This window comes from Sphingomonas sp. P3_C6 (assembly GCF_056402595.1).
Map to the genome: position 1 here is coordinate 13,327 of NZ_JBFUHB010000004.1, position 23,496 is coordinate 36,822.

Sequence of the window (23,496 nt, forward strand, 5' to 3'; positions counted from 1 at the left end):
GCGGCGGGCCGATTGAACGCCGTGGATACGTGACTGAGTCGCGTCACTCGATTCGATTTCAAAAAATGAAAATCGCGCTGGCGCATGGTCTGCTGCGTTCGGCGATTGGGTGTGCGCCGAATATCCTATTGATTCTATGGGTTCCTTGAGCTGCGTGCCGGCCATTCGAGCATAGTGCGGCTTCTCGAGAAAAGGTGAATTGACATAATTCCGTAATCGTGAAAATTATTCTCCATACAGAGAATCTGGTGCGTTCCGGAAACGGCGCTTCACTTTTACCATGAGGGGGTTATGCTGAAGCTCTTCGCCCATATCGCATTGATTGCGCTGTCCACGACATCCGCCAGCGCGGAACCGCTGCCCGCGAGCCCCACCGCTGCCCCGGCACGCCCGGTCGCGGCGTCGATCCAGCAAGCGACGAGCCTGCAGGTCGCCGCCCTTGAAAAACAGATCCAGGGCCGGATCGGCGTGGCATTCCGGCTGCTCGAAACCGGGGAGGGCGGGGCGGTCGCCGGTTCGGAACGCTTCCCGATGGCGAGCACGTTCAAGGTGTCCGTCGCCGGCACCCTGCTGTCGCTGGTCGACAAGGGGCAGATGCGCCTCGATCGCATGGTGACGATCACGCAGGACGACGTCGATCGGACCGGCGAGGTGGCCAATCGGCTGATTCATCCCGGCATTACCCTTTCGGTCGCAAACCTGATCGAATTGATGCTCACGCAGAGCAACAATACCGCGACCGACAAGGTTCTCGCGCTGGCGGGAGGCCCCGCGGCTGTTACCGCGTGGCTGCGGGCCAACGGCATCACCGACATGCAGGTCGATCGCGATGTGAACGGCCTGCTCAATGACTTTTACGGGGTTCCGGCCGGCTCTCCATTCGTCAAGGTCGTGATGGCGCGGGGCACGACTGACGCCGAGATCGAGAAGGCCGCCTATTCCGCAAACGCCGCGTTCGAGAAGGACCCGCGCGATAGCTCGGCGCCGTCGGCGATGGTGGACCTGCTCGCGAAGCTGCTCGCCGGCCCGTTGCTGAAGCCGGAGAGTCGCACCTTTCTGCGTGGCGTGATGGAGCGCTGCGAAACCGGGCAGGCGCGGATCAAGGGGATTCTGCCGGCCGGAACGACGGTTGCGCACAAGACTGGTACCATTGGCGGCACGATCAACGATGTCGGCGTCATCACGCTTCCGGGCGAGCGTGGACACCTGGCGATCGCGGTTCTCATCAAGAGCAGCAGCCTGCCGGCGGCGCAGCGGGAGCGCGCGATCGCGGAGGTCAGCCGAAGCCTGTTCGACTATTTCGCCACGCGCTGAGCGGGGACGACACGACTGTCGCACGCATATCAAAGGAGGACGGGGTTTATGTCGAATTCCACTTGGCGCCGCGTGGCATTTCGCCGCTTTCGCAACGAATTATGTACGACCATCGCATCCCGTCATTCGGCCCGTGCGGTAACCGCGATCACGCTGGCGACGCTGCTCGGGGCGACACCACTCCATGCCCAGGAGACGACACCCGCGGAGGCCGACAGCGAGGCGAACGAGGGCGCCGATATCATTGTCACCGGCTCCCAGGTGGCGCGCTCCGGTTTCGTTTCGGCCACTCCGCTGACGTCGGTGAACGCTGACGACATCCTCCGCGTCGGCGCGGTCAACGTAGCGGATGCGCTGAACCAGCTTCCCTCGATGAAGCCAAGCGTAACGCCGTCCTCGGTCAGCAATCTGTCGAAGCTTGCCGGCGGCAATTACATGGACCTGCGCGGGCTTGGCTATCTTCGCACGCTGACGCTGATCGACGGCAAGCGTTATGTGCCGACCACGCCGGAAGGCGTCATCAACACCAACCTCATACCGCAGGCGCTGATCGGCGGGGTCGATGTGGTTACGGGCGGCGCATCCGCGGCCTATGGATCGGACGCGGTCGCCGGCGTCGTCAACTTCAAGATCGACAACAAGTTCAACGGTGTGCGCGGCAGTATCCAGGGCGGCATCACCGACCATAACGATAATCGCAATTACCTGGCCTCGCTGGCGATCGGCACGAAGTTCGCCGGGGATCGCGGCCATCTGCTGATCGGGGTGGAAGCCGCGGAGAACAGCGGCATCAGGGATGCGAACCAGCGCAAATGGGCGGGCAATCGCTCGATGATCGTGAACCCGGCGAACGCGACCGATCCGTCGCAGCCATTCTTCATCCACGTCAATGATGCGCGCGCGTCATTCGCGGCGCCGGGCGGTCTCATCAACTCGGGCGTGCTGAAGGGGATTCAGTTCGGCCCGAACGGCACGACGCTGCCGTTCCGCTACGGCAATTATCTGACCGCCGACAATACGATGGATGGCGGCGATGGTGACGCGCTCGCATCTCCCTATGTGCTGGTCGCGCCGACCAAGCGGGAGAGCGGCTATGTCGGTGTGACTTTCGAGTTCACCCCCGCGCTGACCGCCTATGCCAGCTTCACCTATGCGCGCTCGCGTCTCAACGAACGCTCCGTTCCGTCTGACGATGTGTTCACGATCCAGGCCGACAATGCCTATCTGCCACAATCGCTACGCAATGCGCTGGCGACGGCAGGCGAGACCAGTTTCTCGTTCGGGCGCAGCCTCGAGGATTACGGCGTCGGCTCGATCAGGCAGAAGGCGACGACCTGGCAGGCGGTTACCGGATTGCGCGGCGGCCTTGGCGGGTCGTGGACCTTCGACGCCTCCTTCTCCTTCGGCAAGACCGATACGGTGACCCTGTTCACCGATAACGTGATCAAGGCGCGGCGGCTGCTGGCGCTGGATGCGGTGGTGAACCCGATGAACGGCGGCATCGTCTGCCGCTCGACGCTGACCAATCCGACGAATGGCTGCGTGCCGCTCAATCTGTTCGGCGTCGGCTCGGCGTCGCAACAGGCGATCGACTATATCACCGGCACCTCCGTTCGCGGATGGCGCCAACGCCAGCAGGTGGCGGATGTCGTCGTTCGCGGCGAGCCGTTCTCGACCTGGGCGGGGCCCGTTTCGGTCGCGTTCGGCGGCCAGTACCGCAACCTCGATGTCGACGTGACCTCCGATCCGATTTCGGCGACGCCGAATGCCAGCCTGTTCCGTGTCGGCAACGTGAAGCCTTATTCGGCGCGTGAAGCGGTGAAGGAAGGGTTCGTCGAAGCGGTCGTGCCGCTGGCGGTCGGTGAGAGCTGGGCCAAGAATCTGGATATCGATCTTGGCGGACGTATCACGGATTATCGCACCTCGGGCACGGTCGAGACGTGGAAGGTTGGCGTCAACTATGCCGTCAACAGCAGTATCCGGTTTCGCGCCACCCGGTCACGCGACATTCGCGCGCCCAATATCAACGAGATGTTCGCGGCCGGCCAGACGTTGCTTGGCGGGATCACCGATACCAAGACCGGCGCGACCTATGCCGTCAGCCAGACGACAGGCGGCAACCCGTATCTGAAGCCGGAGAAAGCCGATACCTTGACCGCAGGTGTCGTCCTCACCCCGACTTTCGTGCCGCGCCTGTCCGTTTCGATCGATTATTACGACATCAAGGTGAACGGCGCGATCGCCTCGCTCACCGCACAGACGATCGTCAATCGTTGCAATGGTGGAGATGCCGCAAGTTGCCTGCTCGTGCAGCGCGGCAGCGATGGCAGGATCGGCAACATCCTGCTGGCGCCGGTCAACTTCCAGCAGATCATTACCAACGGCATCGACGTCGAAACGGCCTATCGCCTGCCGCTTGGCGGTGGTTCGCTCGATCTGCGCGGGCTGGTGAGCTACGTCAACAAGCTCAATCTGGTGGGCCAGAACAACGATGTCACCAAATTTGCCGGCAATACCGATCAGCCGGTGCTCGACGGGCCCGGCGGCACGCCGCATTGGAAGGGCAGTGCGACCGCGAGCTATTCGACCGACGCTTATCGCTTCGGCGTGACGGGACGGTATGTCGGCGGCGGCCTGATCACGCGCGACGACGTGACGCTGGATTGGAACCATGTGAATGGTCGCTTCTACGTCGATCTTTCGGGCGAGTTGACCGTGTTCAAAATGGCGAATGGCGGGAAGGTGTCGTTCTTCGGGGTGATCCTGAACGCGCTCGACAACGACCCGCCGTTCACCGGTTATCAGTTCCAGACGGCGCGTCAGCTTTATGACGTGATCGGTCGCCAATATACCGCCGGCATCCGCTTCAATTTCTGAAGCACCGGCGAAACTTATGAAACCTGCGTCGGCTTGCCGGTGTCCCGCGCAAGCCGCGCAGGTCGAGAGGCTGTTTTGCTGAACCTCGCAACAATTCGCGACATGAGGATAAACCCCGGTGACAAGGGGCTTCCGCCCGGCTGCGACGGGATGAGACTGGGTGACGTCGCCGCCGCCGGCTGGTCGTTGCATGACGATCTCCAGTTGCCGGCGGCGGTGCTGCGGCGTTCCGCGATCGAGAATAACGGCGCGTGGATGAAGCGCTTTTCGGAGCGGTTCGACGTCGCGCTTTGCCCCCACGGCAAGACGACGATGGCGCCGCAATTGTTCGACCGCCAGTTGCGTGACGGTGCGTGGGGAATGTCGTGCGCGACGATGGCGCATCTGCGGCTCTATCGCCGCTTCGGCGTGCCGCGCCTGATCTATGCCAACCAGATCGTGTCGGCGTCCGCCGCCGGGTGGATGGCGCGCGAGATGGTAGCCGATCCGGGGTTCGAGCCATTCATATTCGTGGACTCGCGCTATGGCGCCGATCTGCTTGCGGCTGCGGCGATCGGCGCGGGACTGAAGCGTTCGATCCCGGTGCTGATCGAGATCGGCGCGGCGGGCGGCAGAACGGGCGTCCGCGGCCGCGACGCGGCGCTGGCGCTGGCCCGCGAGATCGCGGCGGAGCCTGCCTTGAGCCTGGCGGGCATCGCGACGTTCGAAGGCATCGTGCCTGGCGGTAGCGATGTGGGGATGGAACCGCACGTCGATGCATTGCTGACGGACATGGTGTGCGCGGCGGAGGCGATCGCGCGGGCGAACTTGTTCGATCCGTCGCGCCGGATCATCCTCTCGGCTGGCGGCTCGCGTTTCTTCGACATGGTTACGCGGCGGCTCAAGACCGCGGATGTCGGCGCGACGCCGCTCATCGTGCTTCGTAGCGGTTGCTATATCAGCCATGACGCGATCCATTATGAGCTTGCGTTCGAGCGCCTGCTCCAGCGCACGGGCGAGGCTCGCGACGGTGGGGGCTTGCGAAATGCGCTCGAGGTCTGGGCGGAAATCCAGTCCTGGCCGGAAGCCGGCTTGATGTTCGCCAATTTGGGCAAGCGGGATATTTCCCACGATACCGATCTGCCCGGGATCATGGTCGCGCGGGCCCGGGAGGGAAACGTGGTCGAACGCGTTCCTCCTGGCCTTTTCAACGTGGAGAAACTGTCCGATCAGCACGCGCATATCGCGGTGCACGGCCAGACCGCACTCACGATCGGCGATCAGCTGGGCTTTGGTGTCTCTCACCCCTGCACAACATTCGACAAATGGCGAACCCTGTTCGAGGTAGATGACGAGGGCCGCGTGCTGGATGCGATCGCGACTTTTTTCTGACCTGGCAATGCGGTGAACTGTCTCTCGACCCGCGCGCCGTTCGCGCGGTAAATGATGGCGGCGCGAAGCATTTCATTTTAAGGCTCGATGATCTCGTCCGGACGGTAATGGGCCGCCGGAATTTGGAGCTTGAGCATGGTATCTGGCCGCAGGACCCTGGGGGCCGTCATTACCGGTCTGCGCACGCGCAATGGGTGGACGCTGAAGGAGATGAGCAAACGCTGCGGCATCCCCGTATCGACCCTGTCCAAGGTGGAGCACGACCGGCTTTCGCTGACCTATGATAAATTGCAGCAGGTCAGTGATCGCCTGAACATCGGCATCGCCGATCTTTTTGCCGACAACAACAACAATGGCCCCACTGTGATGGGGCGGCGCAGCGTAGGCCGGCTCGACGCCGCGATCCGTGTCGATACGCCGAACTACGAATATTATTACGTCTGCACTGAATTGCGCCAGAAGCAGATGGTACCGGTGATCACCCGTATCCATGCCAAGTCGATCGGTGAATTCGGCGATCTCGTTCGGCATTCCGGCGAGGAATATATCTACGTCGTCGAGGGCAATCTGGTCGTCCATACGGAGTTTTACGATCCGATCGATCTCGCGCCGGGGGAGTCGATCTACATCGATTCAGGCATGGGGCACGCCTATGTATGCGCGGAGGGGACGTCCGAAGCGCTCACTGTCGGCGTCATGTCGAGCCCGGAAACGGATCTTTCGGAATTATCGCACGGCGCGATCCATCGGCTAACGCATGAGGGCCGCAAGCGAGCCTGATGCGACAGTCGTCGCTGATTTTCAATTTTTCACTCCATTTTCACATAATTCTCTAAACGGGATTGAAAAGTCCTGATGTGGCAAATATTGCGGAGCTGACCGATCGGGAGGGCCGCTGTGCCGGGGAGCATGGCACCCTCCCTGAAAGGCGCATCGAGCAATCACATCTGGAGTTTTCCGCAATGGCCAAATTGTCGCTGGGCGTGCAGGTCGAGCGCCTGCCCTACAAGGCGCCGTTCCGGATTTCGGGTTATGTGTTCGACGGCGTCGACTGCGTCGTGACGACGCTGACCGAGGGCGAGTATCGCGGGCGCGGCGAGGCCAACGGCATTTATTACATGGGTGACGACGCCCCCCACATGCTTGCCGAATTGGAGCGCGTGCGGTCGGATATCGAGGCAGGCGTGGATCGCGCCGACTTGCGTGAAATCCTGCCGGCGGGCGGGGCGCGCAATGCGATCGATGCGGCACTGTGGGAACTGGAGGCGCAGAAGACCGGTATTCCGGTGTGGAAGCTGGCCGGACTGCCCGAGGTGAAGCCCGTCGTCACCACGTTCACGCTTGGCGCGGACGATCCCGCCGTGATGGCGGAGCGCGCCATCCTGTTCGGTCCGCTCAAGGCGATCAAGATTAAGCTGACCGGCGACCTCGATCTCGACATCGCGCGGGTGCGTGCGATCCGCGCCGCGCGGCCCGATGTCTGGCTGGGCGTCGATGGCAACCAGGGGTTTGTGATCGCGGATCTCGACACGCTGGTCGCGGCGATGGTGGAGGAGAATGTATCGCTGATCGAGCAGCCGCTGGCGCGGGGCAGGGAGGAAGATCTCGCAGGCTATCGCTCGCCGATTCCACTCGCGGCGGATGAGAGCGCGCTGACGCTGGCGGATGTGCCGGGCCTGGTCGGCCGTTTTCAGGTGGTGAACATCAAGCTCGATAAATGCGGCGGGCTGACCGAAGGGCTGATGATCGCGAAAGCGGCGCGAGAGGTGGGGCTGGGCGTAATGGTCGGCAACATGTGCGGATCGTCGCTGAGCATGGCGCCGAGCTTCGTGCTGGGGCAGCTTTGCGATATCTGCGATCTGGACGGCCCGATCTTCCTGAAGCGGGATCGCGACCCGGCTATCGTCTATCGCGACGGAACCGCCTGGTGTGGCGAGGATATCTGGGGTGCGGAGTCGCAGGTCGCCGCATGACCAGCCCGATCGCGGCGCAATCCCCCAGCATTCTTGGGGCAGTCGATGATGCGGAAGACGCGCGCACCTGGTTCGGGCAGCCGCGCGGGCTGACCATCCTGTTTCTCACCAACATGTGGGAACAGTTTTCCTATTACGGCATGCGCGCGCTGCTGGTTTACTACATGACGCGGCAATTGCTGTTCACGCAGCCGCAGTCATCGTTCGTCTATGGTGCCTATACCGCGTGCGCATATTTCACGCCGATCGTGGGCGGCGTGATCGCGGACCGCTATCTTGGCAAGCGGCGCGCGGTCATCATCGGCGCCAGCATCATGGCGCTGGGCCATTTCATGATGGCGTTCGAGACGCTGTTCTATGTCGCGCTCGCCACCATCGCGCTGGGCAATGGCTTCTTCCTGCCGAGCCTGCCGAGCCAGATCAACAGCCTGTACAAGGCCGGCGATCCGCGTCGCGGCTGGGCGTATAATGTCTATTATGTCGGCATCAATATCGGCGGATTCCTGGCGCCGCTGATCTGCGGCACGCTCGGCGAATTTTATGGCTGGCACTATGGCTTCGGTGCAGCCGGGATCGGCATGTTCGTCGGGCTGCTGATCTATCTGGCCGGCCAGCGCTATCTGCCGGAGGACGTGAGACGGAGTGATGCGCGACCAGCAGCTGATCTGGAGACGGGTCTTCACGCCGAGGCGGGACGCGGTCGCCGGTTGGTCCTGGTGCTGGTCGCCATCGGCCTTGCGGTCACGGTGTTTCGCGGCGCGTATGAGCAGGTCGGCAATACGGTCGCACTATGGGCGGAAGGCGGGATCGATCGCCGCGCGGGCAGTTTTGCCATCCCGATGACATGGTTTCAGTCGCTCAACCCCTTGCTGGTGATGGTGCTGACCCCACCATTATTGTCATGGTGGCGGCGGCGCGCGGAGGCTGGCCGCGATACGTCGCCGGCGCGGCGCATGGCGCTCGGCGCGCTGATCGTGGCGCTCGCCTATCTCCTGCTGTCGGCGGTCACCTGGTTCTCGGGCGACAGTCGCGCAAGCTGGTTGTGGCTCGCGTTGTTCTTCCTGATTTTTACGATCGGAGAATTGTTCCTGCTGCCGACCGGGCTGGGCCTGTTCGCGCGGTTGGCGCCACCACGGCTTGGCGCGACCACGGTGGCGGCGTGGTATCTCGCGATCTTCACCGGCAGTCTGTTTGCGGGAATGGTGGGCGGGCTGTGGAGTTTGCTCGACCGGAGCAGCTATTTCGCGCTGCTTGCGGTGATCGCGGGCATGGCGGCGCTCTTCCTGCACTTGCTGGATTCTCCCATCCGACAAATCGATGGTGAATAGGATATATCGGTTGATATTTTTCCAATTAGGATCAAAATACCCAAATAGAGATTCTACTGGAAAAGGAATATGACGATTCTACATCAGCCGATCGAAGCCGGCGCGCTGACGCTCCCGCAGCCCTATCTGCTGTTTCTCGGTGACGCGACCGAGCGTGGCTATGTCAAAACCGGGCTCGGCCTCGCCGATTGGGCGGGCGAGCGCTGCGTCGGCGAATTCGTGCTTCCGGAATGCACCGTCACCACGGGGCTCGAGCGGATGACCCCGGTGGCGGCGCACGAGCGCGGCGCGCGGGCGCTGCTGATCGGTGTCGCCAATGTTGGGGGCGTTATCCCTGAACGCTGGATCGGGGCGCTGGTCGAGGCGCTGGAGGCGGGGCTCGATCTCATCAGCGGCATGCACCAGCGGTTGGGCGAAATCCCGGTGCTCGCGCGCGAGGCGGCGCGGCTCGGACGGCGGCTGATCGACGTGCGGACGCCGCCGGCCGGCATTCCGACCGGCACGGGGCGCAAGCGCAGCGGCAAAAGAATTCTGACGGTCGGCACCGATTGCGCGCTCGGCAAGAAATACACCGCCCTGGCGCTCGCCAACGGTATCAAGGCGCGCGGGATCGCCGCCGATTTTCGCGCGAGCGGCCAGACCGGGATCATGATCGCGGGCGTGGGCGTGCCGATGGATGCGGTAGTGTCCGATTTCCTGGCCGGCGCGGCCGAACTGCTCAGCCCCGATGCGGCGGACGACCATTGGGATGTCGTCGAGGGGCAGGGATCGTTGTTCCATCCCGCTTATGCGGCGGTGTCGCTGGGACTGCTGCACGGCAGCCAGCCCGACGTGTTCGTCGTCTGCCATCAGGTGGCGCGCGAGACGATCTTGGGCCTCCCGCAATTCCCGCTCCCGTCGATCCAGACCGTCATCGAGCATACCATCGCGATGGGCCGCCTGACCAATCCCGCGATCCGTTGCGCGGGCATCAGCCTGAACACCGCGGCGCTCGACCCGGAAACCGCCGCGGCGGAGATCGCCGAGCTGGCGCGCCTTCACGATATGCCGGTGGCCGATCCGGTTCGTGGTGGCCCCGCGTTCGAACGACTGATCGATTCCTGTCTCGCCTGAGCCACTATCCGGAGGCCTTATGAAGCACGTCCTCACCTCGCTCGTTCTCGCTTCGGCGGCCTTGCCCGCGACCGCGCTTGCGGCGCCGCCGAAGGGGTTCGAGGCGCGGGTGGAGGCGTTGCGCCGGGCGACCGGCGTTCCCGGCATGGGCATCGCGATCGTCGAGAATGGCGTACCTGTGCTGGTGAAGGGTTTTGGCGAAAAGCGGATCGGGTCGGGTGATCCGGTGACCGAGCACACGATCTTCCCGACCGGTTCGACCGGGAAGGCATTTACCGCCGCGGCGCTCGCGGTGCTCGTCGATCAGGGCAAGATCGGCTGGGACGACCGGGTGATCGATCACCTGCCGGACTTTCGCATGTGGGATTCCTGGGTAACGCGCGAAATCACGATCCGCGACCTGCTCGTCCATCGCTCCGGACTAGCGCTTGGGGCGGGCGATCTGTTGTTCGTGCCGCGCAGCGATACCCCGCGCGCGGAGGCGGTGCGGCGGCTGCGCTATCTCAAGCCGGTGACCAGTTTCCGCAGCGCCTATGCCTATGACAATGTGTTGTACATGGTCGCCGGGCAGTTGATCGAAGCGGTTAGCGGGCAGCCATGGGAAGGCTTTGTCCGCGATAAGGTGTTGAAGCCTGCAGGGATGCTCGATTCCACTGCCGACGACGATGATCGGTTCGCCAGGACCGATCGCGCGCAGCCCCATGCGCGGATGAATGGTGGCCTGCGCGGCGCTGGCGATCAGGAGTTGCTCGACGAACACGACGGGCTGGGGCGCAACGCAGCGCCGGCGGGCGGGCTGGCCGTCAGCCCGAACGACATGGCGAAGTGGCTGCAGATTCAACTAGGGCAGGGCCGGTTGCCGCAGGGGGGGCAGCTTTTCAGCACCGCTCAGGCGAGCCAGATGTGGAAGCCCGTTACGCCGATGCCGGTCGCATCGGAGCCGGCGGCGCTGAAAGCGACCCAGGCACAGTTCATGAATTACGCGCTTGGCTGGGTGGTGAGCGACTATCGCGGGACGAAGATCGTGCAGCACAGCGGCGCGGTTTTCGGTTTCCAGACGATCGTCGCGTTGATCCCCGAAAAGAATGTGGGTCTGGCGATAGAGATCAACAGCGAGGACGGCGAGATCCTGCGCGGGCTGATGTTCGAATTGCTCGACCATTATCTCGGGCAACCCGCCAGCGACTGGCCGGCGAAATTCGCAGCCGTCAAAAAGCAGCGGGTCACCGCAGGGCTCGCAGCTTCCAAGGAGAAGACGGCGAAGCCGGCCATTCGCGGCCCGTCTCTGCCAACCTCCGGTTATGTCGGCACATATAACGATCCGTGGTACGGCGATATCGCGGTGACGAGCGACCAGCGCGGCTTGCGGATCGATTTCAAATCGACGCCGCGCATGTCGGGCAGGCTCGATCATTTCCAGTATGACAGCTTCATCACCCGGTTCGACGACAGGACGATCGAACCGGCTTATGTGACGTTCAATCTCGACGCCGAAGGGAAGATCGAGCGCGTCACGATGAAGGCCGCCTCGCCGATCGCGGACTTCAGCTACGATTACCACGATCTGCTGTTCACGCCGGTGAAGGCGCGCTGATGCGCAAAAATCGAAGCGGAGAGAAGGACGCCATGAGGAAACATTTCACGATCGCAGCCGCGCTGCTGCTCGGCACTGCGCTTTCCCCTATCGCGACGCCGGCACAGGTGCCGACCGCCGAATATGACATCGTCATCCGCGGCGGCCGCGTGCTCGACGGCGCGGGCAATCCCTGGGTCTATGCCGATATTGCGATCAAGGACGGCCGGATAGCCAAGATTGGTGTGGTTGGTGGCAAGGGGCGCGACGAGATCGATGCGCGCAATCGCTATGTCTCGCCGGGCTTCATCGACATGATGGACCAATCGGGCGAGGTGCTGCCCAAATCCGGCGCGGCCGAGAACAAGCTGCGCATGGGCGTCACCACCGTCATCGCCGGGGAGGGCGGCACGCCAGTCGACGCGGTGGAGATCGGCAACTATCTCACTGCCATGGAAAAAAGCGGCATCGCCGTAAATTTCGGTACTTATTATAATGCAGCGCAGCCAAGGCTGAAGGTGCTGGGTGACGGGGCGGGAACGCCGACGCCGGAACAACTCGAGGCGATGAAGGCCGAGACCACGGTCGCCATGAAGAATGGCGCGTTCGGGGTATCGACCGCCCTGATCTATCCGCCCAACAGCTTCCAGTCGACCGACGAGGTGGTAGCGCTGGCATCGGTCGCCGGGAAATGCGGCGGCTTTTACGCCAGCCATATGCGCGATGAGAGCGCCAAGCTGATCGAGGCGATCGACGAAGCCATCGCGATCGGCGAGCGCAGCGGGGCAAAGGTGGAGATATTCCACCTGAAGGCGGCGTATCGCCCGCTGGCAGGCAAGCTGATGCCGCAGGCGCTTGCGCGGATCGCCGCTGCGCGTGCTCGGGGCGTGGATATCGCCGCGGATCTCTATCCCTACACCGCTGGCGGGACCGGGCTGGACATCACCGTGCCGAACTGGGTGTTCGCGGAGGGCGCGAAGGCCGGTTACGAAAAGCTGCGCGATCCGAAGGTGCGTGAACGGATCAAGCGCGAGGTCGCCGCCGGTTCGCTGCCGGGCTGGTCCAATCTGGTCGAGGCGTCCGGCGGCTGGGACCATGTCGTCCTCGCCAATGCCTATGATCCCAAGATGGATCGCTATCGTGGGCAGAGCCTCGCCGCGATCGGCAAAGCCGTGGGGCGCGATCCCGCTGACGTAGCGTGGGATATCTTGCTCAACGCGCTCCCCAACCGCGCCTATGGCCTCTATTTCATGATGGACGAGCCAGATATCGAACTGGCGTTGAAGCAGCCTTGGACCAGCATCGGCACCGATGCCGGGGCAACCGCGAAGTTCGGAGAACTGGACGCGCTCGGGTTGCCGCATCCGCGCGCTTACGGCACCTTCCCGCGTATCCTGGGCGACTATGTCCGCAAGCGCCATGTGCTGACGCTGGAGGATGCGGTGCGCAAGATGACGTCGTGGCCGGCGCAGCGGATGGGGCTCGCCGATCGCGGCGTGCTGCGCGAGGGGCTGCGCGCCGATGTCACGATCTTCGATGCCGACAAGGTGGAGGAAGGTAGTAGCTGGGAGAAGCCCGTCGCATCCCCGAGCGGGATCGATGATGTGATCGTCAACGGGGTGGCGGTGCTGCGCGGCGGCAAGACCACGTCGGCGCGGCCAGGTGTCGCGCTGCGCCATAGCTGTAGCTGACTGCTGAAGGCGGGCGGGGGAGGCGACGCCCCCGCCCACGCCAGAACCCTACCGGGTCAGGCGGCTACCTTGACGCCGCCGCCCCATACTTCCTCATCGCACCAGATGGTTCCGTCGCGATAGACGACGCCGGGCGTCCGATCCTCCTTCAGGAAGATTGGGCCGTCGAGATCGTTGAGATCGCAAAGCTGCCCCAGCACGAAGCCCGGCGCCATGCCGAGGCTGCTGCACACCATGCTGCCAACCATTACCTTCATGCCCGCCTGGCGTGCGGCTTCGGCAATCATCAGGCCCTCGGTAAGCCCGCCACATTTGTCGAGCTTGATATTGAAGACGTCGTACAGGCCGCACAGTGCGGGGAGATCGTCCAGCGTCTGCGAGCTCTCATCCGCGGCGAGCGGGATCGGTGAATCGAGGCCGTCGAGTTCTGCGTCACGGCCGCGCGCCAGCGGTTGCTCGATCAGCGACACCCGCGCGGCGACCATCGCGGCGACCAGCCGCTCGAGATCGGTGCTGGCGAAGCCCTGGTTGCCATCGACGCCCAACCACGCATCTGGTCGCGCGGCGCGCACAGCGTTTACGCGCGCGATATCCAGGTCGAGGTCGCCAGTCAGCTTGATCTTGATCGAAAGGGCGTGGTCATAGGCGATCGCGCCCGCCGCCATCTTCGCCGGTTCGTCGGCCCCCAGCGTGAAGGTGGTGCGCAGCGCGCGGGGCGACTCCATTCCAGCGACCGCCCAGACCGGCCTTCCCGCGCGTCCGGCCTCAAGTTCCCAATATGCCGCGTCGACGGCGTTGCGGGCACCACCTGGCGGCATGATCGAGCGCAGTTCCCGGTGCGGAGCACCGGCCTCTATCGCTTCGCGTGCCTGATCGAGCGCGGCGAGCATCTGCGGCAGGTTGTCGCCGATATAGTTGACGCCGCTCGCCTCGCCGCGCCCGATATGGTGGCCGTCGTCGAGGGTGACGAGGATCGCATCTCGCGCCTCGATCACTTCCCGGGCGATGCGGAACGGGGCGGCGAGACGCAGGGGCTCTACCGCGACATGCAGCTTCAGCCGGGGCATCAATAGTTCACCGACAGGGAGAGCAGGCCGAAGGTCCATGCCGTGTAGCCGAGCATCAGCAGGGCGGCCAGGATGAGCACGCTCCAGAGCCGGCTGAACCGGCTACGCCGTTCCGCGAAGGCGAACATCATGTTCCAGGCCGCCAGCGCGATGCCGCCGACAAGGACGATCAGTCCGCCGATCTGCAGCAGCCACAGCCACGGGTCGAACGCGGGGACAGGTTCCAGCAGGCCGAAGCCGATCATCCAGCCCGCCGTCAGGGCGATCGCCAGGCCGGCCGTCAATCGGACGCCGTGATAGGCGAGCAGCGAGCGGCGCTGCAGGCGGAGCGGGGCGCGATAGTGGCGGCGGACCAGGACGGCTGCCGGCCATTGCAGGACGGTGAGCAGCAGGATCGCGAGGCTCGCGATCACCGCCGGTATCATCCAGGCGCCGGATCTGGACAGCGGCACGCGATCGAATACCAGGAATGGAGACGTCGAATCCGTGCTCCAGCGCACCACCTTGCCGTCCACGACCTTGGCGGCAAGGCGATCATGGCCATCGGCGTTGCGCCAGACGAATGGGGCGATCTCGACCCATTTCATTGGCTTGCCGTTGGCATTGCGGGCCACGGGAATGACCGGATTGCCCTCAGCGTCGAGCGTCACCGAAACCTGGCCGAGCAGGTTCGGGAAGGCGAGAAGGGTGGTGTCCGCGCGGCGGCTCTTGATCCAGCGGCCGACCAGCAGTTTGGCGTGTTCGGCGGCGGTTTTGGCGTCCACCCGGCCATCGGGTGCGCCGATGGGCGGAAAGTATCGATCCGCGAATTCCTCGAATAACTGGTGGCGTACCGGGCCGATCGCGGTGTCTTCCCCCCAACTGTTGAACGAGGCGAAGAGGCCAACCTTTTCATTCATGAACAGATGGAGCGCGGTGTGGAATTGAACGGTGTCGCCCAGATGCCCGATCACCTGACGGCCGTTGATATTGCTTTCGAAGAAGCCCAGCTCCATCCGGTTGAGCGGGGGGAGGAGCGTCAGCGGCGTATCGTGCATCATTCGTGCGGTCTGTGGCTTCATCAGCCCGGCGCCCTGATCGAGATGCGCGATCATGAACCGCGCCATATCCACGCCGGATGCCGATAGCGCGCCGGCGGGCACCGTCGGCAGATATTCGAATTTCTGCGCGCTGCCGGAAGCGACACGATATCCCGAGGCCATGAACGGCGCGAGTGCCTTTGGCAGCGGCTGGCGGAAGGTAGAGTGTTTCATGCCCAGCGGCGTGAAGATATGGCGTTCGATATAGTCATTGAACGGCGTCTTGCTGACGCGCTCGACGATGTAACCCGCCAGTGTCGTGCCGTAATTCGAATAGGATGGCGTCGTGCCGGGCGCATAGATGCGCCGTGGCAATTGCGTCTTCACGAATTGCCCGAGCGGGAGGAAGTTCCTGGGGTCGCTGAACATCACATATTTGGCGTGTTCCTCGAACCCGGCGGTGTGCGTCATCAACTGACGCATGGTCACCGGCTTGCCGTCCTTGGGTGGTATCTTGAAATCGAGATAAGTGTTCACATCGGCATCGAGGTTGATCCGGCCCGCTTCCACCTGTTGCATCACCGCCGTCCAGGTGAGGAGTTTCGACACCGAGCCGTTGCGGAACATCGTGCGCGCCGGATCGACCGGTGATCGCGTCTTTACGTCCGCATAGCCGAAGCCTCGCTGGGTGAGTATCTGCCCGTCCTTTACCACCACGACGACAGCGCCCGCGATATCGCCACGCTTCAGCGCGAAGGGCATATAGCCGTCGAGCCAGGCGTCGACGTCCTGTTTGTCGAGCGACCGGGGCTCCGCCGCCGGCGCGGCCTGGGGCGTTGCCAGGCGCGCCGGGGCGGTGGCTGGCGTTGCGGGGCGCTGGGCGGTCGCGACGCTGCCGCCTAGCATTAACAGCGCGGCTGCGAGGGCGGTTACAGATCGCATGAGCCAATATTCTCCCATCGTGTCGCCGCGGGCGGCTCATCGCCGCGAGGGGCACATGTGTTGTCGGGGCCGGTATTTCGTGGGCGCTGTCAGCGCGAACGGATCATGGCGTGCCATCAGCCTTGGGCAGCGCCGCGATGATGCCGGCCATGTACTTGTTATGATCGAAGCGCTGGCCTTCCGGCGTCCAGCCCATCCGGACGATCACGGTGTCTAGCGACGGGATGATCGCGATCATCTGCTCGCTGTGCCCCATCGCCATGAAGGCATCTTCCGGCACATCCTTGAGAATCCGCCGTCGCTCGCCGCTCTCCTCGGCACGGTTGAGCCAGAACTGGCCACCATATACCGGGCGCGGCCCGGCCTTTGTCGGCGTACGGATGAAATCCACCCATTGCTGCGACAGAACGCGTTTATCCCCGACCATTCCGTTGTGGAGATAAAGCAGGCCGAAGCGCGCCCAATCCCGCGCGGTGGCATAGGCATAGGAACTGCCGACCGGCACACCCGACTCGTCCGGTTCGATCAGCGCGCTCGCCATGCCCGCCGGCTCGAACAGGCGCTTGCGGGCGAAACGGGTGACCGCGTCCAGCGATCCCCCCGTCGCGCGCGTGACGATGCCGGACAGGATATTGCTGGTGCCGGACGAATAGCTCCAGGTCGAGCCTGCCGGATGTTCGAGCGGCAGCGAGGCGGCCAGCTTCCCCATATCAGATGAATCGAACAGCATCTGGATCGAATCCGAGCCCGGAACATAAGGCTCCTTGAAGCGGAGCCCGCTGGACATCGTCAGCAACTGCTGCAGCGTGATCGCGCGGCGCGGATCGCCTTCGTGCTGCCATTCGGGTACCGGCGCCGGCGCGTCGAGCTTCAGCACGCCATCATCGACCAGCAGGCCAACCAACGTCCCCGCGATGCTCTTGCTTGCCGACCAGCCCAGCAAGCGGGTGTCGCGATCGAAGCCCGGTGCATATTGCTCGGCGACGATCTTCCCATGCTGCACCACGACGATCGCGCGCGTATCGGGATAGCCAGCCTTGTTCTGCTCCACGAAGGCGGCGTTGACCGCCGCTGCCAGCGTTTCACTGGCGATCACCGGGGTGCGGGGGCCGTCTCCTTGCGGCCAGGGGAGGGCCGGGCGTGTTTTGGCGGCAGGCAAGCGGGCAACCTGGCGCTCCAGTGCGGCGCGCGCGTTGGTGTCCGTGAGCAGGGTGCAGCCGACCGCAGGCCGGTACAAAGCGGTTCGCGTTGCCGCGTCTGGCGCCGATGCGGTCACGGTGCGACCCTTGCGGTCGACGGCGAGCGTCACGGCCTGCGTGAACGGCGCGAGCGCGTGGACGTCATCGCGCAGCACATCCTCCTCCTTGCGGCCCGCGACGAAGATGCTCGCGCACGCAATCTGTGCCGAAACTGCCGTGCCGAGGTCGGCAGGGCTCGCGATCGAGGCGGCTTGCGCGGGCGCGGCCAGTAGCATCGCGATCACGGAGAGGCTGGCGCGCTGGATAAAGCGTGGCATACGGACGTCCTTCATAAGCAGATGACGAATGGTCGGGAGTGAGTGCAGGCCGGGCTTGCTCATTTGCCGCGTGCCTTCGCTTCATCGGCGCGAACCGTTCGGATCACGTCATCCACGGCGGTGATGACGACATCCGGCCGGTCGACCTGAATATAGTGAGTGGCGTCAGGGACGATCCTCTGCTCGCCTCTGGTAGACCACTTGCTCATCTCGCTGTGCAATTGCCGCCATGTATCCTTGAAGCGCACCCCGCCTGCCGCCGGCAGGCCCAGCATCTTCAGCGCGGCGGGCTGGAGCGGCGCCATCGAGGTCAGCACGATCAGCGGCCGGTTTCCGAAATTGTGCGACGCGCGCGCCCGATCGAGCGTCCGGTCGAATCCCTCGACCTCGGACAGAGACCCGTTGATCGACTGGCTGCCATGCGCGGCGACCTCGGCGTTGGTTTGCTGCGTGAACTTTGGAGAGGCGCCGCGCGACGCCATCAGTCGCGGCACGCCCATCCACGAGAACGCCCCCGCAACGCGCAAAATGCCAACGACGCTGCTAGGATGGAGATTGGCCTTGGTGAGCGCGCCCAGGCGGGTGATCTGATCGGGGTGCGTGGGATCGACGAGCACCAGCCCCGCAACCTGATCGCCGAACTTGGCGGTGTAGATCGTCGTATAGGGGCCGCCGATCGAATGACCGACCAGCACGAGGGGGCCGGTTATCCCGGCGCGGCTCAATGTGGCGTGAAGATCATCCGCGACCGCTGCGCCATCCTGCGGCGTCGATTTGCCATCGCTCCACATGATGCCGGCCCGGTCATAGCTGCACGCGCGCGTGACGGTGGCGATCTTGTCCTGCACCAGTCGCCAATCGGTCGATCCACCGGAGCCGAGCCCGGATTCGAACACCACGGTCGGCGACCCGGATCCGCGACAGTCGAGATGCATTTTGCGACCGCCGATATCGACCAGCTTGCCGGGTGGCGGGTAATCCCGATTCGCATTCCGCCGACCGATCCATTCGTAAATGGCGCCGGCGGCGACCACGAGGGCCAGCAGGACGAGCACGCCCTTGCCGATGCGCGTCAGCCAGCGCCTGGTACGGGACCGGTGACCCGGCGTGTCGACGTTTGGCATCATCTGCACCCTTCTCCTGATCGGCGGCTTATGGCGTCAGACTCAGGAATTTTCAATATGTGAAAATTCTCTGATCAGGATTTATCGCCCTGATTGCCCCACGCATCGCTCGGATGATTTTATGATTTTATATAAAACTCTGAAAATACATATAATATTCCTGAAATTATCGAAATTCGATTGGTTGCGGCGCGGCGTTCGTCCGCGGCTACCAGATTTCAGGATTAGCATTTACAGCCGAATTGGGATTGCATTCTCCAATACGGCGTGCTCAACCCCGATCGGATTGCTGTTGTTGCGGGAGGTAATCAGCCAGCGGCGCGACATCGGAAATAGCCGATGCGGCACTGTCCACACACATAGAGGGGAGTTTAATGAGAGCGAAACGCGTATTCTGGTCGGCGGGCACGGCCCTTTCGGTGATATTGAGTTCAGCCACGGCAGTGGCGCAGACCGCGCCGGAGGCGCGCGACGCCGCTCCCGACCGTGAGGAAGCCGAGCGCAGTGATCCCAATCAGGACATCGTGGTAACCGGGTCGCGCATTCAGCGGCTGGGCTTCGATGCCCCGACGCCGACGACGGTGATCAGCGAGAACGAGTTGCGCCTCGGCAATCGCCCCAGCATCGCGCAGGTGCTGAACGATATGCCGCAGTTCCGCGCGACCTCTACCCCCTCCACGACTGTCGGCAATACCACCAGCGGCACCTCGAACGCCGATTTGCGCGGTCTGGGCGCGGTGCGGACGCTGACGCTGCTCGATGGGCACCGGTTCATAGGCAGTACCGATCTCAACACCGTGCCGCAGAGCCTTATCAAGCGCGTGGACGTCGTAACCGGCGGCGCTTCTGCTGCCTGGGGTTCGGGCGCGGTTGCCGGCGTCGTCAACATCATTCTCGATGATGAGATGAAGGGTGTGCGTCTCGGTGCGCAGACGGGCGTCTCGTCGCGTGGCGACGGGATGCGTTATAGTGTCGACGGTGCATGGGGCACGACGTTCGCCGGCGGCCGCGGCCATTTCATGGTCGGCGCCGACTATACCGACGAGAAGGGCATCTTGAGCCGCAAGGGCCGCCCCAATCTGGAAGCGGGCGTCTTCCAGCGCTCGGACGGCCAGCTTATCCTGGCCAACGACGTAAATTATACCATCGTCAATCGCGGCGGATCGATCCTTGGCCTCACCGCCGCGCCGTATAATCTCGTGTTCAACCCGGATGGCAGCGTGGGCCCGCTCCCGTTGGGCAGCCAGACGGCAGGACAGTTTACGGTCGGTGGCAACGGGCAGAACATCTACGACTATGTCGCGGTCTCGTCGCCGTACCAGCGGACAAACGTGTTCGCCCGCGCGACCTATGAACTGACCGAATCGCTGAAACTCTGGGCGAACGGCAATTTCAACCGGATGCACGGCGATTATGGCTTCTTCCCGGAAACGCCGACCCCGGTAATCAGGGCGGACAACGCGTTTCTCACGGCGGCGGCGCGCGCGCAGCTCGCTGCGAGCGGCGTCACTACTCCCTTCGTCCTTGGGCGCATCCTGGATGACGTGGGTCCCGAGCGGGTACTCAACTTCAAATATACCCGCCGCAATCTGGAAGGTGCGATCGGGCTGAAGGGCACCGTTGGCGAGAAATGGGGCTATGACGTCTATTACGATCATGGCGAGACACGATCCGATCAATCGCTCTACAATCAACGGATCACTACCCGCTTCAACAACGCGGTCGATGCCGTATTGGTGAATGGCGTGCCGACTTGCCGTATCAACGCGGTGACGGCTACCGATCCTGCCTGCGTGCCGATCAACCTGCTCGGTAACGGCAATATTTCGGCTGCCGCGCAAGCCTATGCTTTCGGCGCCAATCAGTCCATCGTCACCAACAAGCTCGATGCGGCGGGCGCGAGCGTTCATGGCCAGCCATTCTCCATGGCTGCTGGCCCGGTCGATATCGCGTTCGGCACCGACTGGCGGTGGGAGAAGCTGACCACGAATTTCATCGATCCGCTGTCGCTGGCGAAGGCGTTCGCGACGCTCAATTCTGCGCCGACCAATGGCGCGTTCAGCGTCAAGGAAGTGTTCGGCGAGGTCAATATGCCGCTGATCGACGTGACCGATACCGTGCACCTCGAGGTGAACGGCGCGGCGCGTTATTCCGATTACAGCACCAGCGGCGGCATATGGACGTGGAAGACCGGTGGCACGTTGCGCGTCGTCAACGATCTGTTGCTGCGCGCGGTATATTCGCGCGATATCCGGTCGCCCAGCATCGTCGAATATTTTCTCAACCGATCGACGAATATCGGAAACGTCCAGGATCCGTATCTCAACATCCAGCAGGCGAACGTCTTCCTCTATTCCGGCGGCAACGCAAAGCTGACACCTGAAATATCGCACACGCTGACCCTGGGTGGATCGTATTCGCCCCGGTATCTCAAGGGGTTCAGTGTGTCGGTCGATTACTATTCGATCGCTATCGACAATGTGATCACCACCGTTACCGCGCAGGATACGCTCTCGCAGTGCAAGCTGGGCGCACCGACCGATCCGACCTGCGGCGGCGTCATTACGCGCAAGGCTGACGGCACGATCGAGTCGATCTCCATCGCTTATCGTAATCTCGCGTCATACAAGACGCGCGGGCTCGATATCGAAGGCTCTTATCGGACGCGGGTGGGCGATGGCACGGTCACGGCGCGTGTGGTCGCCAACCATGTCTTCGATCTGCTGGTCAACGGCGTCGATGCCGCTGGTGTAGTCGGCGGGGATACCGCATTCTCCACGCCGAAATGGCGGGTGACGGGCGCGTTAAGCTATTCCGATGCCGGCTTCGGCGCCGATTTGCGCGCGCGCTATGTCGCTGGTGGCATCTATAGCGCCACGCTGAGGGGCGCGAATGGTAAGCCGATCCTCAACAATGATATCAGCAGCCGTACCTATTTCGACTTCGGGATGCAGTTCAAGGTGAACCAGTTCACGCTGTTCGGCAACGTCAACAATATGTTCGACGCGAAGCCCCCATACACCCCCTATACCAACCCGAACTATGATGTGATCGGGCGCTATTATTCGGCAGGTGTGAAACTGAAATTCTGAGCGCTCCCTCGCGCACGCCAGAATAGCACTCGGGCGGTGACCAACTGGTCGCCGCCCTTTTTTTGTGCCCGGTGCAACCTGGGGGGCATTTTCACCATGATCGCCCGGAGAGACCCGCCGGCGCAGCTGCGCGAGCGGACAAGGAGCAGTGGGGGGCTCTTCCGTCGACCGTTCCACAGCGGGGGGAGGGTACCGCCCTGAGGCGTTGGGATGGTGCGCACGCTGCTGGATATCGGGGGCTTCCACAGGAATAGCCGACCATGCACGGAAAAGCCCCGGTCAGCACATTGCTACAATGCGCTGACCGGGGCGAGGGGACGATCGCGCCCGGTGACGTCCGGGGCGGTATTCTGGGGCGTCAGGAGGCGCCTTCTTCGACGACGCGGGGATCTGGCCTTCGCCGCAGCAGGCGGGCGACGCCGATCGTCAGCAGCGGAACCACGTAGATCAGCAGGATCGCATAGCCCATCGTGCGATATCCCTGGGCGATCAGCTCCACCAGGCCGACATTCGCGGCGATGAAGACGGAACCCAGCGTGATCGCCGCCGGCACGACGATACGCAGCGATTGCGGCGTCTGGCGGCCGCGGTGCTCGTTATGAACGTCGAGCCGCGCCATGAACGCCTGGACGAAGCCCACGCTGCATTCGAGCAGCGCGAAGAACACCATCGCCTGAAACGCGAAGTGGAAAGCGGGGAAGTTCAAAGCCTTCAGGACGAAATCCGACGGCAGCGGCTCATGCAGGATGTTCGGATAGAAGGGGATGAGACAGACGAAGAAGGCGAGTGCCGGGATCATCGCCAGCGGGCCGGACAGAAGGCCGGCGATGACGGCGTCGCGATCGGATTTCAGGTGCCGAAGCACCGGCAGGATCAGCACCGCGCCGATGACGTTATAAGACGCATAGGTGATGCCGCCCGTCGCCCAGCCGGTGGTTGGGGCCGTCTGATTCAGGCCTGCGCGGATTTCCGGCAGGAAATAGGAAAGGCAGAGGACGAGGAAAATCGCATAGACGCCGTACAGCAGCACCGAGACATATTTGAACAGGCTCTCGGCCGCGCCTTGCCCGAGCGCCACGACGACGAGCGTGAGCGCTATCAGCGCCAGTGTTCCGACGATCTGGGGCAATTCGAACAGCGAGGTTCCAAGCGTTCCCGCGGCTGAGCCGAAAACCGACAGCACCAGAATGAGAAAGGCGAAGTAGATCACTTCAAACAGGAAATCGAACCGCCCCAGAAGGCTACGGAAGAAATTGTGGTAATCCGTGGCGCCGATTCTGAACGCGAACAGGAAGGTCAGCGCGCAGACAATGCTCCAGATCAGCGTCGCCAGCAGCATGCCTTGCAGGCCGCCGACCGGGCCCGCCGGCATGAAGAATTCGACCAGCTCGCGTCCGGTGGCATATCCGCCGCCGATCACCACGGCTTTGAAGGCCAGGCCCGGCAGCAGATAACGATTCAGCGCGCTCCAAAACTGCATCCAGCCGCTCCCCGAT

At 63.3% G+C, this 23,496-nt stretch carries 15 protein-coding genes; 10 read left to right on the forward strand and 5 right to left on the reverse strand.

All coding sequences use genetic code 11. The annotated features are described in order from the left end of the window. Positions 1 to 291: 291 nt before the first annotated feature. The 9 genes from bla (at position 292) to AC1DT7_RS06455 (ending at position 13,240) form a co-directional block, all read left to right on the forward strand. Positions 292 to 1,314, forward strand: coding sequence for a class A beta-lactamase (gene bla, locus AC1DT7_RS06415; protein WP_478035005.1), 1,023 nt, complete (start codon positions 292 to 294; stop codon positions 1,312 to 1,314). A gap of 48 nt (positions 1,315 to 1,362) precedes the next feature. After that, positions 1,363 to 4,191 carry a TonB-dependent receptor plug domain-containing protein gene (locus AC1DT7_RS06420; protein WP_478035006.1) on the forward strand — a complete coding sequence of 943 codons (2,829 nt, stop codon included), beginning with the start codon at positions 1,363 to 1,365 and terminating at the stop codon, positions 4,189 to 4,191. 150 nt (positions 4,192 to 4,341) lie between these two features. Beyond that, positions 4,342 to 5,562: an alanine racemase gene (locus tag AC1DT7_RS06425; RefSeq protein ID WP_478035008.1), complete on the forward strand. Its 1,221-nt coding sequence runs from the start codon at positions 4,342 to 4,344 to the stop codon at positions 5,560 to 5,562. A 135-nt stretch (positions 5,563 to 5,697) separates the two neighbouring features. Next, positions 5,698 to 6,342, forward strand: coding sequence for a helix-turn-helix domain-containing protein (locus AC1DT7_RS06430; protein ID WP_478035009.1), 645 nt, complete (start codon positions 5,698 to 5,700; stop codon positions 6,340 to 6,342). Between the two features lie 182 nt (positions 6,343 to 6,524). Continuing rightward, positions 6,525 to 7,535 (forward strand): dipeptide epimerase, encoded by a 1,011-nt coding sequence (locus AC1DT7_RS06435; protein ID WP_478035010.1) that lies wholly within the window; start codon positions 6,525 to 6,527, stop codon positions 7,533 to 7,535. A gap of 113 nt (positions 7,536 to 7,648) precedes the next feature. Then, the gene (locus AC1DT7_RS06440; RefSeq protein WP_478035349.1) at positions 7,649 to 8,863 is read left to right on the forward strand and encodes a peptide MFS transporter; all 1,215 of its coding nucleotides are present in this window, start codon (positions 7,649 to 7,651) and stop codon (positions 8,861 to 8,863) included. Positions 8,864 to 8,932: 69 nt separating this feature from the next. Beyond that, positions 8,933 to 9,976 carry an N-acetyltransferase DgcN family protein gene (locus tag AC1DT7_RS06445; RefSeq protein ID WP_478035011.1) on the forward strand — a complete coding sequence of 348 codons (1,044 nt, stop codon included), beginning with the start codon at positions 8,933 to 8,935 and terminating at the stop codon, positions 9,974 to 9,976. 19 nt (positions 9,977 to 9,995) lie between these two features. After that, complete coding sequence (locus AC1DT7_RS06450; protein ID WP_478035013.1) at positions 9,996 to 11,570, forward strand: serine hydrolase; 1,575 nt, start codon at positions 9,996 to 9,998, stop codon at positions 11,568 to 11,570. A 32-nt stretch (positions 11,571 to 11,602) separates the two neighbouring features. After that, positions 11,603 to 13,240, forward strand: a complete 1,638-nt coding sequence (locus AC1DT7_RS06455; RefSeq protein ID WP_478035015.1) for an N-acyl-D-amino-acid deacylase family protein — start codon at positions 11,603 to 11,605, stop codon at positions 13,238 to 13,240. A gap of 56 nt (positions 13,241 to 13,296) precedes the next feature. On the opposite strand, the gene AC1DT7_RS06460 is transcribed toward AC1DT7_RS06455, so the two are convergent. From AC1DT7_RS06460 to AC1DT7_RS06475, 4 genes are all read right to left on the reverse strand, one after another. Further along, the gene (locus AC1DT7_RS06460; protein ID WP_478035016.1) at positions 13,297 to 14,307 is read right to left on the reverse strand and encodes a dipeptide epimerase; all 1,011 of its coding nucleotides are present in this window, start codon (positions 14,305 to 14,307) and stop codon (positions 13,297 to 13,299) included. Continuing rightward, positions 14,307 to 16,268: a serine hydrolase domain-containing protein gene (locus AC1DT7_RS06465; RefSeq protein WP_478035018.1), complete on the reverse strand. Its 1,962-nt coding sequence runs from the start codon at positions 16,266 to 16,268 to the stop codon at positions 14,307 to 14,309. The genes AC1DT7_RS06460 and AC1DT7_RS06465 overlap by 1 nt, the downstream gene beginning before the upstream one ends. Before the next feature lie 103 nt (positions 16,269 to 16,371). Further along, entirely contained in the window at positions 16,372 to 17,784 is a 1,413-nt protein-coding gene (locus AC1DT7_RS06470; RefSeq protein ID WP_478035020.1) for a serine hydrolase domain-containing protein, read from the reverse strand. Between the two features lie 59 nt (positions 17,785 to 17,843). Next, positions 17,844 to 18,911 carry an alpha/beta hydrolase gene (locus tag AC1DT7_RS06475; RefSeq protein ID WP_478035021.1) on the reverse strand — a complete coding sequence of 356 codons (1,068 nt, stop codon included), beginning with the start codon at positions 18,909 to 18,911 and terminating at the stop codon, positions 17,844 to 17,846. Between the two features lie 371 nt (positions 18,912 to 19,282). Here AC1DT7_RS06475 and AC1DT7_RS06480 point away from each other — a divergent pair, with 371 nt between their 5' ends. Continuing rightward, complete coding sequence (locus AC1DT7_RS06480) at positions 19,283 to 22,000, forward strand: TonB-dependent receptor plug domain-containing protein (RefSeq protein ID WP_478035023.1); 2,718 nt, start codon at positions 19,283 to 19,285, stop codon at positions 21,998 to 22,000. Between the two features lie 358 nt (positions 22,001 to 22,358). Here the strand turns inward: AC1DT7_RS06480 and AC1DT7_RS06485 are convergent, their stop codons facing one another. Next, entirely contained in the window at positions 22,359 to 23,480 is a 1,122-nt protein-coding gene (locus tag AC1DT7_RS06485; protein WP_478035024.1) for a YkvI family membrane protein, read from the reverse strand. Positions 23,481 to 23,496: the final 16 nt, after the last annotated feature.

Excerpts from the sequence above, each read along its gene's own strand:
- bla (WP_478035005.1), top strand. The coding sequence starts at position 292 with ATGCTGAAGCTCTTCGCCCATATCGCATTGATTGCGCTGTCCACGACA.
- AC1DT7_RS06420 (WP_478035006.1), top strand. The coding sequence starts at position 1,363 with ATGTCGAATTCCACTTGGCGCCGCGTGGCATTTCGCCGCTTTCGCAAC.
- AC1DT7_RS06425 (WP_478035008.1), top strand. The coding sequence starts at position 4,342 with ATGAGACTGGGTGACGTCGCCGCCGCCGGCTGGTCGTTGCATGACGAT.
- AC1DT7_RS06430 (WP_478035009.1), top strand. The coding sequence starts at position 5,698 with ATGGTATCTGGCCGCAGGACCCTGGGGGCCGTCATTACCGGTCTGCGC.
- AC1DT7_RS06435 (WP_478035010.1), top strand. The coding sequence starts at position 6,525 with ATGGCCAAATTGTCGCTGGGCGTGCAGGTCGAGCGCCTGCCCTACAAG.
- AC1DT7_RS06440 (WP_478035349.1), top strand. The coding sequence starts at position 7,649 with ATGTGGGAACAGTTTTCCTATTACGGCATGCGCGCGCTGCTGGTTTAC.
- AC1DT7_RS06445 (WP_478035011.1), top strand. The coding sequence starts at position 8,933 with ATGACGATTCTACATCAGCCGATCGAAGCCGGCGCGCTGACGCTCCCG.
- AC1DT7_RS06450 (WP_478035013.1), top strand. The coding sequence starts at position 9,996 with ATGAAGCACGTCCTCACCTCGCTCGTTCTCGCTTCGGCGGCCTTGCCC.
- AC1DT7_RS06455 (WP_478035015.1), top strand. The coding sequence starts at position 11,603 with ATGAGGAAACATTTCACGATCGCAGCCGCGCTGCTGCTCGGCACTGCG.
- AC1DT7_RS06460 (WP_478035016.1), bottom strand. The coding sequence starts at position 14,307 with ATGCCCCGGCTGAAGCTGCATGTCGCGGTAGAGCCCCTGCGTCTCGCC.
- AC1DT7_RS06465 (WP_478035018.1), bottom strand. The coding sequence starts at position 16,268 with ATGCGATCTGTAACCGCCCTCGCAGCCGCGCTGTTAATGCTAGGCGGC.
- AC1DT7_RS06470 (WP_478035020.1), bottom strand. The coding sequence starts at position 17,784 with ATGCCACGCTTTATCCAGCGCGCCAGCCTCTCCGTGATCGCGATGCTA.
- AC1DT7_RS06475 (WP_478035021.1), bottom strand. The coding sequence starts at position 18,911 with ATGATGCCAAACGTCGACACGCCGGGTCACCGGTCCCGTACCAGGCGC.
- AC1DT7_RS06480 (WP_478035023.1), top strand. The coding sequence starts at position 19,283 with ATGAGAGCGAAACGCGTATTCTGGTCGGCGGGCACGGCCCTTTCGGTG.
- AC1DT7_RS06485 (WP_478035024.1), bottom strand. The coding sequence starts at position 23,480 with ATGCAGTTTTGGAGCGCGCTGAATCGTTATCTGCTGCCGGGCCTGGCC.